This is a genomic window from Tateyamaria sp. GN1-10, from assembly GCF_055693845.1.
This window is the reverse complement of record NZ_JBVFUR010000004.1, coordinates 3,124,463-3,137,415: the sequence shown is the minus strand read 5'-3', so window position 1 is coordinate 3,137,415 and position 12,953 is coordinate 3,124,463. Positions and strand designations below refer to the sequence as shown.

At 61.1% G+C, this 12,953-nt stretch carries 13 protein-coding genes and 1 tRNA gene; 8 read left to right on the top strand and 6 right to left on the bottom strand.

Features of this window, described 5'->3' with window-relative positions; all coding sequences use genetic code 11:
- Positions 1-10 precede the first annotated feature (10 nt).
- The gene (locus ACZ1HN_RS17565; RefSeq protein WP_039684470.1) at positions 11-331 is read right to left on the bottom strand and encodes a DUF6280 family protein; all 321 of its coding nucleotides are present in this window, start codon (positions 329-331) and stop codon (positions 11-13) included.
- 219 nt (positions 332-550) lie between these two features.
- Between ACZ1HN_RS17565 and efp the strand changes: the two genes are divergently transcribed.
- Complete coding sequence (gene efp, locus ACZ1HN_RS17560; RefSeq protein ID WP_189369669.1) at positions 551-1,114, top strand: elongation factor P; 564 nt, start codon at positions 551-553, stop codon at positions 1,112-1,114.
- Positions 1,115-1,380: 266 nt separating this feature from the next.
- Positions 1,381-2,052 carry an alpha/beta fold hydrolase gene (locus tag ACZ1HN_RS17555; protein ID WP_472728416.1) on the top strand — a complete coding sequence of 224 codons (672 nt, stop codon included), beginning with the start codon at positions 1,381-1,383 and terminating at the stop codon, positions 2,050-2,052.
- A gap of 35 nt (positions 2,053-2,087) precedes the next feature.
- On the opposite strand, the gene ygfZ is transcribed toward ACZ1HN_RS17555, so the two are convergent.
- Positions 2,088-2,828, bottom strand: coding sequence for a CAF17-like 4Fe-4S cluster assembly/insertion protein YgfZ (gene ygfZ, locus ACZ1HN_RS17550; protein WP_299210538.1), 741 nt, complete (start codon positions 2,826-2,828; stop codon positions 2,088-2,090).
- A 65-nt stretch (positions 2,829-2,893) separates the two neighbouring features.
- On the opposite strand from ygfZ, the gene ACZ1HN_RS17545 reads away from it, so the two are divergent.
- Positions 2,894-3,562 (top strand): TIGR04283 family arsenosugar biosynthesis glycosyltransferase, encoded by a 669-nt coding sequence (locus ACZ1HN_RS17545; protein ID WP_472728415.1) that lies wholly within the window; start codon positions 2,894-2,896, stop codon positions 3,560-3,562.
- Here ACZ1HN_RS17545 and ACZ1HN_RS17540 read toward each other — a convergent pair.
- Positions 3,559-5,427, bottom strand: a complete 1,869-nt coding sequence (locus ACZ1HN_RS17540; protein ID WP_472728414.1) for an ABC transporter ATP-binding protein — start codon at positions 5,425-5,427, stop codon at positions 3,559-3,561. The two genes, ACZ1HN_RS17545 and ACZ1HN_RS17540, sit on opposite strands and share 4 nt — an antisense overlap.
- Positions 5,428-5,582: 155 nt before the next feature.
- Between ACZ1HN_RS17540 and ACZ1HN_RS17535 the strand changes: the two genes are divergently transcribed.
- Both ACZ1HN_RS17535 and ACZ1HN_RS17530 read left to right on the top strand, forming a co-directional pair.
- The gene (locus ACZ1HN_RS17535) at positions 5,583-6,791 is read left to right on the top strand and encodes a pyridoxal-phosphate-dependent aminotransferase family protein (protein WP_472728413.1); all 1,209 of its coding nucleotides are present in this window, start codon (positions 5,583-5,585) and stop codon (positions 6,789-6,791) included.
- Between the two features lie 58 nt (positions 6,792-6,849).
- Positions 6,850-7,590: a class I SAM-dependent methyltransferase gene (locus ACZ1HN_RS17530; protein WP_472728412.1), complete on the top strand. Its 741-nt coding sequence runs from the start codon at positions 6,850-6,852 to the stop codon at positions 7,588-7,590.
- A gap of 37 nt (positions 7,591-7,627) precedes the next feature.
- Here the strand turns inward: ACZ1HN_RS17530 and ACZ1HN_RS17525 are convergent, their stop codons facing one another.
- Entirely contained in the window at positions 7,628-7,846 is a 219-nt protein-coding gene (locus tag ACZ1HN_RS17525) for a hypothetical protein (RefSeq protein ID WP_299210528.1), read from the bottom strand.
- Positions 7,847-7,895: 49 nt separating this feature from the next.
- Positions 7,896-8,999: a pyridoxal phosphate-dependent aminotransferase gene (locus ACZ1HN_RS17520; RefSeq protein WP_472728411.1), complete on the bottom strand. Its 1,104-nt coding sequence runs from the start codon at positions 8,997-8,999 to the stop codon at positions 7,896-7,898.
- Between the two features lie 102 nt (positions 9,000-9,101).
- Between ACZ1HN_RS17520 and ACZ1HN_RS17515 the strand changes: the two genes are divergently transcribed.
- Positions 9,102-9,896, top strand: a complete 795-nt coding sequence (locus ACZ1HN_RS17515) for a crotonase/enoyl-CoA hydratase family protein (RefSeq protein ID WP_472728410.1) — start codon at positions 9,102-9,104, stop codon at positions 9,894-9,896.
- Positions 9,897-10,112: 216 nt separating this feature from the next.
- Here ACZ1HN_RS17515 and ACZ1HN_RS17510 read toward each other — a convergent pair whose 3' ends face one another.
- Positions 10,113-10,547: a RidA family protein gene (locus ACZ1HN_RS17510; protein WP_472728409.1), complete on the bottom strand. Its 435-nt coding sequence runs from the start codon at positions 10,545-10,547 to the stop codon at positions 10,113-10,115.
- 608 nt (positions 10,548-11,155) lie between these two features.
- Here ACZ1HN_RS17510 and ACZ1HN_RS17505 point away from each other — a divergent pair.
- Both ACZ1HN_RS17505 and ACZ1HN_RS17500 read left to right on the top strand, forming a co-directional pair.
- Positions 11,156-11,231, top strand: a tRNA-Arg gene (locus ACZ1HN_RS17505).
- A gap of 408 nt (positions 11,232-11,639) precedes the next feature.
- Positions 11,640-12,773, top strand: coding sequence for a slipin family protein (locus ACZ1HN_RS17500; protein WP_472728408.1), 1,134 nt, complete (start codon positions 11,640-11,642; stop codon positions 12,771-12,773).
- The last annotated feature ends 180 nt before the right edge of the window (positions 12,774-12,953 follow it).

Below are 12,953 nucleotides of genomic sequence, written 5' to 3'. Positions count from 1 at the left end.
ATGGCTGCGATCAGGCCGCTTCGGCCTGTTGTGCCGCATTGCGGCGCTCTGATTCTTCGCGGCTCAGGGCGACAGATGTGCGGACGCCTTTGCCCACGAATTCCATCAGGCCTTCCACAACCCGTTCGTTCGGGTCGATACCCGCACAGCTCAGCACTTCGCGCCCGTCGCGCGAGCGTGCCCAGCGGGCGATCTGCTCTGGCCCGTTGCCATATTTCTTGTCGTCGGCGATTGCATCGTCGAGTGCAGCCAACACAACGGCTGCGAATAGTTTGCGTGCACGGTTGCCTTGCTCATTGTTAAAGGCAGTGCCGTCAACGAAATCTTTCATTCGTCGTCCTTCCTTTATTCTTGCTCTTGTCTTTCCGGCGTGGCGCCCGTTATGGACGAACTGCTCCGATTCGGATACCCTGTTTTTGCATGGCTGCCCTGCATGAAATGCATGCCTAGCTGCTGACGCAGCACAGTATGTCGTTGTCTTGCCGGGACCCACTACGCGAGATATAGGGACCAACAACTTTTCATCAACCTTTCGTCAAGGTTTTGCCACATGCCAAAAATCAACGGAAACGAGATCCGCCCCGGAAACGTGCTTGAGCACAACGATGGTCTATGGGCCGCGGTAAAGGTGGATCATGTCAAGCCCGGCAAGGGTGGGGCCTTTGCCCAGGTCGAACTGCGCAACCTGCGCAACGGATCGAAATTGAACGAACGCTTCCGCAGCGCCGACAAGGTTGAACGGGTCCGGCTCGAGCAGAAGGACCAACAATTCCTGTACGAGAATGACGGGATGCTGGTGTTCATGGATGCCGACACCTACGAACAGATCGAACTGCCTGCCGAACTTCTTGGCGACCGGCGCCCGTTCTTGCAGGACGGCATGACCATCGTGGTCGAATTCTACGAAGAAGAAGCCCTGAACGCGACCGTACCGCAGAAAGTCACCTGCAAGATCGTCGAGACGGAGCCGGTTGTGAAAGGCCAGACCGCGGCGAACTCGTTCAAGCCCGCAATCCTCGACAATGGGGTCAAGGTGATGGTGCCGCCCTTTGTCGGGCAGGACGAAGACATCATCGTGAATACCGAAACGATGGAATACGCGGAACGCGCCTGAGGCGTCTGCATCAGCCTTTATAGACGGCTACACGGGGCGCACAGCGCCCCGTTTTCTGTTTGTGCCGTTCGTTTCCAGACGCGGTCGCTTTGACAACTCACTGCGCGGGTATCTGCCACAGCTGCTCAAGGTCGTTGATCATCCCGAAAAGCCTGCAATAGCTGCATGCAATGCATGTGCGGGGCACGCATCACCAACATGAGCCCGGCCATTTCAAAACGGTGTCCCGAAAACAGTCCATGACGCACGCAGCGCACTCCCCTCTCATGATACGGCCAAGCCTCTGGCTACATGGTGCCAGCCTGACCTGCGCAACATGGCGGAAGGTCGTTGATGGTTTGCCTCTGGCCCAGACACCGAACTTGCCCGCAGTCGAAACGGATGCGCGTGTCGAAGCATATGCCGACATGTTGCAGCCCCTCGCACCCGACGGCGCTGTACTCGTTGGGCACTCTCTCGGGGGGATGGTTGCCTTGGAACTGGCCGCGCGCACCCGGCCTGCGGCATTGATCCTGATCGAAGCTGTCCCAACGGTTGTCGATACGTTTGCGGGGCGCCTTGCAGGGCGTGTCCTTCCGGCGGTCCTAAAACGCATCCCGCCGCGCCGTCTCGCCGGTCTGACCGGGGTAGGGGAGCCAAAAACCGTCGCTCGGGAATTGCGTGCGCAAATCCCGCATTGGGGCGCTGAGGCGATTGCCGATCAGATGCGCGCCGCGGCGGCCTATGACGGGCGGGGTCGGCTCAGTAAAATCGCGACTCCAACACTTCTGATCCGCGGCGCGCGCAACCGCGCCACCCGTCGGGGTATGAACGCGCTTGCAACAGGGATCGTCGATTCAGAACTGCTTGAGCTTGATGGAGGGCACAACCTGCCACTGGAAATGCCAGAGACCGTGCGAGTGCAGATCGACGCGTTTCTGACCCGCAGGCTTGGTTGATTGCAGCAGGTACGCCAGACTTGAAAGAAGCCGCTTCAGCCGTCGCTGCGCGTAACGGTGGCTTCCCCGGCCTGCATGGTGCCTTTGGCCCGGTCAAAACGCAGATAAGCGATGGCCCGATCTCCGGCCCGTGACAACAGCGTCCCGGCAGCCTTGCCATCCGCCAAAATCTCGGTCCCCGGCGCGGCATCCCCGGTCACATCCACCTGTGCCAAACCTTTGCGCAGGGTCGTCTTGTGTTTCATGCGGGCGGTCACCTCTTGTCCGACATAGCAACCTTTGCGGAAATCCACGCCGTGCAAGGCCTCAAACCCGACCTCAAGGATGAAGGTATTGGACGTGAGCTCCACGTCTGTTTCAGGGATCAGGTGCGCAACACGCAGCGCTGTCCAATCCGTGTCGTCCTCGGCCTGTGGCGCATCACGATAGGCGCGCCAACCCAAATCGGGGTGGCGCGGGTCTGCGAGCCCGTCTTCTGGAGTATCCCCAAGCCCGCGGTGCAGGTGCAGCGCTGTATCCTCCAGCGTGACGTTCGCGCGCAGTTTGTACATGCTCAGCCGCTGACGCAGCATATCGGTATGATCTTCATGCGCATCCAGCAGCACCGTGTCCCCGTCGGCGGCCAGAAAGAAATCAGAGATGTATTTGCCCTGCGGCGTCAGCAAGGCCGCATAGACCAATCCGTCGGCCAGCCCGTCCACATCGTTGGTCACCAGCCCCTGCAGGAAGCTGTGCGTGTCAGGCCCTGACAGGCGAAAGATATGGCGGCGCGACATGGGTGTTCCTTTTCGATCTTCCTCTTGTCATATAGCAGCGCGAACTCCATCCGAAAGGGGCCGAAGTGCCTGCGCCGATCTCCGTCATCGTTCCGACACTGAATGCCGAGGCTGCACTGGGTCCAACCCTTGCCGCCTTGATGGAGGGTGTGGATGGAGGCCTTATTGCCGAGCTGGTTGTGAGTGATGGCGGTTCAACCGATGACACGCTGACACGCGCGGATGCCTGGGGGGGCAACATCGTGACGGGTCCACCTTCGCGGGGCGGACAGCTACGTCGCGGATGCGAGGCTGCCCGGGCAGAATGGTTCCTGGTGGTGCACGCCGACACCGTTCTGTCGCCCGGCTGGTCCGAGGTTGTGTCGGCCCATCTGGGCCAACGGGACGCGGCGTACTTCAAGCTGCGCTTTGATCGCGGCGGCCGCGCGGTGGCCGCGTGGGCCAACCTGCGCGCACGCCTGTTTGGGTTGCCTTACGGGGATCAGTGCCTGTTGATCCGCCGCGATCTCTACGCCCGTGTGGGCGGCTATCCCGACATTCCGCTGATGGAGGATGTGGCACTCGCCCGTGCCTTGCGCGGCCAGCTTGTCCCGCTTGACGCGACAGCCGTGACCAGTGCCGAGAAGTACCGCCGTCAGGGATGGGTGCGCCGCGGGGCACGCAATCTCTGGACGCTGACCCGATACCTGGCTGGTGCTGATCCCGAGGCGCTGGCGGCTGCTTATCGACGTTAGCCGAACAAGCGCGACCTCAGCCGCATGAACAGGCCCTTTGATGCGTTGTTCTCGTCCCGATCGCCCAGCACGTCAGACAGCGGTGCGTCGATGATTGTTTTGCCATCCTTGAATTGCAGGCGGTAGAGATCGGCGTAGATGCCGCCGCGGTCCAGCAGCTCTTGATGGGTTCCCGTGTCCATAACCTCACCGCGATCCATGACGATGATCTGATCCGCGCTGCGGATCGTCGAAAGCCGGTGAGCGATCACCAATGTCGTGCGCCCCGCGGACAACCGATCAAGCGCGTCCTGAACCACTTTTTCAGATTGCGCATCAAGCGCCGAGGTTGCTTCGTCCAGCAACAGGACGGGCGTGTCGCGCAGCAGGGCGCGCGCAATCACCACCCGTTGCCGCTGCCCGCCAGACAAAGCCGATCCGCGTGGGCCGACATGTGTTTGCAATCCGTCGGGCAGCTTTTCCACGAAGTCGGTGACATGCGCGGCATCCAGCACTTCCTTGAGGCGCTCGTCACTCACGTCGGTGCGCCCAAGCAAAATGTTTTCCCGCAGTGTTTCGTCAAACAGCAGCGCTTCTTGTGTGACCACAGAATACAGGCCGCGCAACGCTTCAAGGTTCATTTCGGTTGTCGGGGTGTCGCCAATCAAGACGGCTCCGGCTCCTGGATCAATGAGCCGTGTCAGCACGTTGAAGATTGTGGATTTCCCGGCACCCGATGCGCCCACGAGGGCGGTTGTCTGACCCGGCTTGGCTGTCAAAGAAACACCACGCAAAACCGGTGCCTCACCATAAGACAGTTCGACATTCTCAAGGCGGATTTCCGGAACACCAACCGGTGCAGGCTTGGCGTTCGGCGGGGATGTCAACGCCAGCGGCGTATCCATCAATTCCTTGACCCGTTCGATGGACGCGGCAGCCGATTGCCACAGACCTGAAATCGCCCCAAGTCGCCGCATTGGGTCAAAGGCAAACCCCATTGCCGTAAAGAATGTCATGAACTGGCCGATGGTCTTTTCGCCGGAGATGATCTCGGACCCGCCATACAAGATCACGGCCATGAACCCGACGCCTGAAATGATGTCGATCATAGCCGGGATGGCGGCCCCGCCAAATGCAGTCTTTGTCTGTGTCTTTATGAACCGACGTGTCAGCCCGCGATATTGCCGCGCCTGATAGGCTTCAAGCGCGTTCAGCTTGACTTGAACGATCCCATGGAAAACTTCGTCCAGACGGGTCGAAAGGCCGGCGCCCAGGTCGCGCGATTTGCGGGCCTGTTTGCGGACGTAGCGCTGGGCCATGCCTGCCGGAAGCACCAGAACCGGGATACCAATCAGCGCCAGCATCGCCCAGATCGGGTCGACGCTGATTGCTACGCCAAGAAGGACGATCAGTCCCAGGAAATCACGCCCCGCGCCGGTGATGATCGCACGCCACACATTGCCCACAGCCCCAACATCACCTTGTACCCTCTGGATCAGATAGCCCGGTGGATGGGATTGGTGAAATGCGCCGTCTTGCAGCATGATCCTGTCCAGAAGGTCCATACGCAGAGCGGCCGATGTTTTTAGCGCCACCTGGGTCAGGATCAGCTTTTGGATAACCGATGACGTGGCCCGCACGATAAAGATGCCGACGACAAGAGCGCCGACCCAGACCAGCATGGCTGAATCACCCTCAACAAATACCTGATCGAACATGGGCTGCATCAGGTAGCTCAGGGCACCCAACATGGATCCTTCGATCAGCATGAACATAACCGCCACACTCATCAGGCCGCTGTGTTTCTTCAGATAGCCGCGCCAGATCCAGCTCAGAAGCTCGCGGGAATCTTCGGTGGGGGTGAAGGGGGCTTTGGGCTCTGTCACGCGTGGTGTCTGTCGGCGTTACGCCGCGCTCCGGTAAGGGACGTTGGATGGAAGCTCTAGCGCGGCGCGCGCTGGGGGGCAAGCGCAGCAGACCGATTGACGCCGGGACGCTGCACGCTACGGTGCGCCGGTCAATTACATGGCGGAGAGCATTCATGACATCACCATCCAAAGGTCGTTCGGGGCGTGAATATCTGGCCATTCCCGGCCCTTCGGTGATGCCTGACGCGGTCTTGCAGGCCATGCACCGCGCCGCGCCGAACATTTACGCGGGCGAGATCGTGGATATCGCGGCCAGTCTGGTCCCAGATCTCAAAGCTGTGGCCCGAACCCAGGGGCACCTGGCCATGTATATCGGCAATGGCCACGCGGCATGGGAGGCGGCCCTGGCCAACGTGATTGCGCCCGGCGACACCGTGCTGGTGCCTGCGACGGGCCGTTTTGCGCATGGATGGGCTGAAATGGCCGAGGGGCTGGGCGCAACGGCGCAAATCCTCGATTTCGGCAAGCGCGCGCCGTGGAACATGGATCAGATTGCCGAGGCGTTGCGCGCGGACACAGCGCACAAGATCAAGGCGGTCCTGGCCGTTCATGTCGATACCTCGACCTCGGTGCGCAACGATGTTGCCGCCTTTCGGGGGGTGATGGATGAGGTCGGGCATCCCGCCCTGTTGATGGCCGACTGCATTGCGTCACTGGGGTGCGACGCATTCGAGATGGACGCCTGGGGCGCTGACGTGATGGTCGCGGGGTGTCAAAAGGGGCTCATGGTCCCGCCGGGCATGGCCTTCGTCTTCTTCAATGATAAGGCTGACGCGATGCGCCGCGCGATGCCACGTGTCAGCAAATACTGGGATTGGTCACCCCGGGCCAATCCCGAAGAATTCTACATGTATTGGAATGGCACCGCGCCCACGCATCACCTCTATGGTCTGCGCACCGCTTTGGACATGATCCATGCCGAGGGGATGGAGGCGATATGGGCGCGCCATACCAAACTGGCCCGCGCAATCTGGGCCGCATGCGAGGCGTGGGGCGAGGACGGCCTGCTTGAGCTGAACGTCGTGGATCGCACGCACCGCAGCTGTGCCGTCACGGCCCTGCGGCTGGAAAGCCCACATGCCACCGCGCTGCGTGATTGGACCGAACAAAACCTTGGGCTGACACTTGGGATCGGGCTGGGCATGGCACCTCCCGGTGACCCGGCGTGGCACGGCTTTTTCCGCTTGGGCCACATGGGGCATGTGAACGGACACATGATCATGGGCCTGCTCGGCGGGATCGAGGCCGGGTTGTCGGCTCTGGGCGTTCCACATGGGCGCGGCGCATTGGACGCTGCGGCTGGAGTGATCGCTGACGTCTGAATGCGGACGCCCCGGGCAAAGTGTACAACAGCAACAGGCCGATGGTCAGGCAAAGCATATGGATGAACACTACAAGGAACAGACGCTCGTACAGCTTTATGACACCGTGAACGCGTCGCGGCATGATTTTGATTTCTACCGCGCGCGGTTGCCTGATCCGCCAAGCCGCATTCTTGATGTTGGATGCGGCACAGGGACGTTCGCGATCGAACTGTCGGTTGCAGGCTACGCTGTCACTGGCATCGATCCGGCCGGCGCGATGATTGCTGCCGCACGGGCCAAACCGGGAGCTGAAGATGTGCGTTGGGTTGTGGGTGAGGTGTCCGATCTGGATCAAGACATGCGCTTCGATGCCGCCATCATGACCGGGCATGCGTTCCAGTGTCTGCTGCGCGACGATCAGATCATGGGCCTGTTTCAAAACATGGCGCAACGTCTGGCACCGGGTGCTTCGTTTTGGTTCGAAACCCGGAACCCGGGGGCAAAGCCCTGGCTGCGCTGGACCCCGGAACATGCCGGGCCGCCCAAGACACTTGCGGACGGGCGCATTCTGCAAGTTACCCATGATGTCCAATCGGTCGAAGGTGAGTTCGTCACCTTTTCCGAGAGCTACACATTCCAAAACGGGGACGAGGCGCTTTCCACGCAAAGCTGCCTGCGTTTCCCGTCTCTGTCTGCCATCAAGGGGTTGGCAGCGCGCTCGGGCCTGCCCGTTCATTCGGTAAGCGGGGACTGGAACGGGGAAGCATTTGACGACCGCAGCCCCGAGATCATTCTAGAACTAAAAAGGCTGGACTAGCCGACCCGGACAGCACCGCGCATGCGCTGCGCGGTCTTCAGATCTGTTTGCCTCTGCGGATGGACGCCGCCTGTCGCTGCGCGGCCCAGACTTTGCCACGCTCAATCAGATGGTTCACACCCAGACCAAGCAGCATTGCCGCAATCAGGCCCCAGATCGCCCAGATCGCAACCAGGATCCACGTAATGTTCACCCCGAACATCACGATGCAGGCGTTTTTGTAGTTGGGCGCGGTTCCGATGTTGTGATCGTCCATTGCGGCCTCCGGGTTCTCCCCGTCGACTATAATACGGCAAACCGCCCTGTCAGCCCTTTCTCGCGTCATTGAGAGCGGCCGGGAGCGCCGTGGCAAAGGCATCGAGGTTTTCAGCCGTGCCACAACTGACCCGGATGCAGCGGTTCTGGGGCGCGGCAAAGGGCATGCGAACAAAGATGCCGCGCGCGATCAGCCCGTCCAGAACGGCCTTGGCAAAAGCGCCATCCGCACCGCAATCAATGGCGACAAAGTTGGTGGCTGAGGGCAGGGCGGCCAGCCCGTTGTCGCTTGCGATCCGGGCAATGCGGTCGCGCGCCCCGCCAATCTGCTCCTGGACATGGCCCAAATAGGATTGATCTTGCAGCGCGGCCAGCGCTCCGGCCTGTGCGGCGCGGTTCATGCCAAAATGGTTGCGCACCTTGTTGAACGCATCAATCAGGGGGGCTGCCCCGATGGCATAGCCGACGCGCGCACCCGCAAGGCCATAGACCTTGGAAAAGGTGCGCATGCGGATCACACGCGGGTCGCCCGGATCGATCTCCGGCGCCGTGCCCGGTGGGGCGCATTCGATATAGGCTTCGTCCAGAACAAGAACGCAGCCATCGGGCAATCGATCCAGCGCCCGTTCCAGCGTCTTGCCATCATGCCACGTGCCCATGGGATTGTCCGGGTTGGCGAGGTAAACCAGCTTCGCGCCGGTCTCTGCTGCCTTGGCAAACAGCGCCTCGGGGTCTTCATGGTCGTCGCTATAGGGGACGGTGTGCAGCGTGCCGCCATAGCCCGCAACGTGGTAGTTGAAGGTCGGGTAGGCGCCCAGCGATGTCACGACATGGTCACCCGGCCCCACAAAAAGGCGCACGAGGTAACCCAGCAGGCCATCGATCCCTTCGCCCACCATGATATGCTGCGCATCGATCCCGTGATGTGCGGCAAGTGCTTGACGCAGATCGTGATTTTCCGGGTCGCCGTATTTCCAGAGGTCCACTGCCGCCATGGCTTCGGCAACCTTGGGCGAGGGGCCAAAGACGCTTTCATTGGCGCCCAGCCGCGCCTCGAACGCGGCACCGCGTGCGCGCTCCTGTGCTTCGGGGCCGACAAAGGGCACGGTAGAGGGCAGGCTGGCGGCGAGCGGGGTCAGGCGAAGGTCGGTCATATCGAGAGGGGTAGCGCGGCACGCCATGGCGGGCAATGCCCTTACGTTCTGCTGGTATGGGATGCCGGTTTGCGCTTCTCTCGCTGTCAAAGGAGATTGCCCATGTCAGATCGTGTATCCGTTACCTACGAAAACCACATCGCCCATGTGCGCCTGACCCGCGCGGACAAGATGAACGCGGTGGATCAGGCCATGATTGACGGGATCATCGCCGCCGGGAACGAGGTGGCGGCCAGCAACGCCCGCGTCTGCGTGATCTCGGGCGAAGGCAAAGGGTTCTGCGCAGGCATCGACATCGGCGGCTTGGGCGCCATGATCGGCAAGGACCCGGTTGATTTGATGATGCCGCGCACCCACGGGGGCGGAACCACCAACCAGTGGCAAGAGGTGTCCATGGTCTGGACCCGCGTGCCCGTGCCCGTCATTGCCGCTGTGCACGGCGTGTGTTTCGGTGCCGGGATGCAGCTGGCGCTTGGCGCCGATATTCGGATCGCGGCACCCGATGCGCGGTTCGCGGTGATGGAGATGAAATGGGGCATCGTGCCGGATATGGGCGGCATGGTGTTGATGCCACGGTTGTTGCGGTCGGATGTGATGCGCAAGCTCACCTACACGGCAGAACCGATTTCAGCTGGGCAGGCAGAGGCTTGGGGCCTGGTCACTGAACTGGCGGATGATCCGTTGGCAGCGGCGATGGCACTGGCTGAGGCGCTGACGTTGAAATCACCAGCTGCCTTGCGGGCGGCCAAGGCGTTGATCGGATATGCAGAGACGCACGCGCCTGACGACATCCTGTTGGAAGAGAGCCGCGCGCAGGCGGGACTGATGGGCACGCCCGAGCAGATGGAGGTTGTCGCGGCGCAGATGCAGAAACGGCCACCTGTGTTCAAAACCTGAAGCGCAGGCGCGCATATTCCTTGGTTGCACGCAGATGAATGGCACGAGGCAAGTACCGCCTGTCAGACATTCTGATCATTGGGCACTTGCCAACCGGCTGATCCACAGGCGCGCAACATTTGAATGAAGCACGCGCTTGGCGCGTGCGACACATGCTGTGACGCTCGACTTTCGCAAAACTGAAAGCCGGATCGCGCATTAACGCATTAAATTGAGCTATTGATGCATCTCCTGCGCGGTTTCAGGCAGGATGAAGCGGTCCTGAGGGATCTCAGCAATACAGGTGATCTCGATCAGCAGTCTGTGATCATAAAGGGACGACACTTCCAAAGTGGTTGTCACAGGAAAGGGCGCTTCAAAGAAGTTCGCCCTGATCTCGCCGCACTGCATGAACGCCTGAATATCCGTCGTGAATTGCTGAAGGGATACGATGTCGCTCATCTTTCCACCCATCGCACCAAGGATGTCGGCCACGTTGTGCAAGACTTGTGTCACCTGAGCCGACATATCACCGTCACCGACAATCTCGCCGTCACGGTCAAGTGCGACCTGTCCTTTGAGGTAAATCGTCTTTCCGCCACCCGAGATGACGGATTGTGAGAAGGCCCCGAACGGGCTCCAGACATCTGGTGGATTGAAGCTCTTTGCCATGCTGCGCCCTTTCAGCCCTGAAACAGGGGGAGGTTGAATGTCGAATGCTGCATAGCAACTCTACCGCTTTGAAACCTCCCAAGCGATGGAAAGTCTCAGGGTGTTCACTATGCTGACATTTGCAGCACGACGGGCGAGAGGGTGACCTTGCGGTGGATCACCTAAAAAACGCTCTGGACGTGGTGTGTAAGGCACCGCCCGGAAGGACCAAACGATGCGGCGATTTGCCTGCCGGTCGGCCTTGTCTTTGAATGGTGGGGCAAAGGCGCCTCTTGTGACCGACGAGCGGCGCGATCCGTGAGCCTTGTCGAGCAAGACGAAATCTTGTGCCGTGGTCAGGGGCGTTTGCAGGGCTACGAGGCCACAATCTCACCCTTTCCTTTTCATTTGTTGCGCAAGTGCGCAATATTGTTGCGCTACGGCCACAGGGTTTCCGCAGCGTCATTTCCACTGTTGAGCAGATCCCGCGTCCCATGGATACAGCGCCTCCCGACAGTTCAGGTCGGACCCTAGCGGCAAGAGGTGATCACTCTTCCGGTGCGGGCGGCGCTGCCGACCTCGTATGCCAGGGCCGGGTTGACCAAAGGGACGTGGTTTAGGTCCACGCACGATGTGTAGCTCAATCGGTAGAGCATCAGACTGCGAATCTGAGTGTCGCGGGTTCGACTCCCGTCACAACGACCATGGGTAAAGTGGAAACACTTTGGGTTCGACTCCCACAAGGGCTGTCAAAGGCTCTCACACTTTTGGATCCGGGGTTGCCCCAGCAGGGCGGACCTCGCGGCATGATGGCTTCGGGCATTGCGCCAAGGGATCCGCACCTGCTCTGACCTCGGGTCGGGCACGTGACTGATGGCGCGCGGGCGCAGGTCCAGGCCGGGTGGATTTCGATCCACCCCATGCCCCGACCGGTGTTCAGACGTCCTCTCGTCGCGGTCCCACCTTTGGTTTTGGCGCGGGGCGGCTCCGGGTCTTTCCCGCCCGTGATGGGGCTTCACAACTGTCAGCCATGATGGCTGCAACCCTCTGAAACCAAGAAGGAGTTCGCGCTTTGCGACGACGATGATCCGAAAGATATGAAGGAGACACGACATGACATTGATAGATTTTATGATGGGGCGGCGGATGCTGACCCTGACGGAAACCGAGCGGGCGCTGGTGATGCGCAAGGGCCGGTTTGACACCATCCTCGGGCCCGGACGGCACGGTATTGCACGGCGCAACACCGACATACTGCGGTTCGACATGTCGGAACCTCACTTCAAGTCGGACTATATCGACGCGCTTGTGAAAACGCGGCCCGATCTGGCCCATGCGTACCTGACTGAGGTGCGGACCGGAACCGATGAGGTGGCAATCCTGAACCGGGATGGCCGGGCGTTCGAGGTGGTGACACCTGATCAGCGGACCTTTGTCTGGACCGATGCAGGGCCGTGGACGGTGGATCGGATTGACCTGACTGAGGGTCACGAGGTGCCTGTTGCGCTGGCGCAGCGGCTCATGCGGTCGGGTTTGACCCGGGCGCTGACCTCGACCGAGGTGTCGGCCGGTCATGTGGGCATCCTGTCGATTGACGGGGTTGTCACGCGGCAGCTGCCCTCGGGCACGCACTGGTTCTGGATGCTGGGCCGGAAGCACGGGGTCAAGCTGGTCGACACACGGTGGCAGGCCCATGAGGTCAGCGGGCAGGAGATCCTGACCCGGGACCGGGTGTCGCTGCGGGTGAACCTGTCGGCCGACTACCGGGTGACCGACCCTATGCGGGCGGTGGCAGAGGCGCGGGACTTTGTCGGTGCGCTGCACCTGTCGCTGCAACTGGCGTTTCGGAAAACCCTTGGGGCCCTGACGCTGGACGAGGTGCTGGCCGACAAGGTGTCGGTCAGCGCGGATGCCGCGGCTCAGGTGCGGACCGACATGGCGGCCCTGGGCATCGAGGTGGGTGAGATCGCGCTCAAGGACGTGATTCTGCCCGGCGAGATGCGGGACATCCTGAACCAGGTGGTTGCGGCCCAGAAAGAGGCCGAGGCCAACGTGATCCGGCGGCGCGAGGAAACGAACGCAACACGGTCGCTGCTCAACACGGCCAAGGTCATGGCGGAACATCCCGTCATGCTGCGACTGAAAGAGCTGGAAGCGCTGGAAACGATTGCCGGCAAGGTCGAGCGGCTGACCGTACACAACGGGGCCGAGGGGCTGATGCGGGACATCGTCCGGCTGCAGGACTGAAGCAAAGGGCCGATCCGGGGTGATCCCGGGTCGGCCCGTTTTCTTTCGGACGCGGGCAAGCCGCGACGCGATTGGTTTTTTGAATGGGGGCTCTGCCCCCAAACCCCCGAAGTTTGTCTGGCAAGATGAAGAAGGATCAGAGTTCTTTGAGGCGGGTGGGGGCTCCTTGGAGTTTTTGAG